The sequence below is a fragment of the Thermorhabdus hydrogeniformans genome (genome assembly GCF_049310025.1).
Taxonomy (GTDB): Bacteria; Bacillota; Thermosediminibacteria; order Thermosediminibacterales; family Tepidanaerobacteraceae; genus JBJYKD01.
Window position 1 is genome coordinate 1 of the sequence record NZ_JBJYKD010000155.1, and the last position, 268, is coordinate 268.

Below are 268 nucleotides of genomic sequence, written 5' to 3' on the forward strand. Positions count from 1 at the left end.
GTGCTGTCAACAATATCTTTAACAAACTTCAACTCTTTAATTTCACCAACTAATGGAATCATTATTTCAGGTACGATATCATAACCTTTTTCATTCTTAACTTCTATAGCAGCTTCTATTACCGCTCTAGTTTGCATTTCTGCTATTTCTGGATAAGTTACAGCCAATCTGCATCCTCTATGACCAAGCATTGGATTGAATTCGTGTAATCCTTCTACAGTAGCCTTTAATTCTTCAAAATCTAATGACATCTGTCCTGCAAGCTCTC

General features: G+C 35.4%; 1 protein-coding gene. It reads right to left on the reverse strand.

All coding sequences use genetic code 11. The features are described 5' to 3' along the window. Positions 1-268, reverse strand: a 268-nt coding sequence (locus ACKX14_RS15900) for a putative PEP-binding protein (protein WP_422449371.1), incomplete at both ends; no start/stop codon positions are given.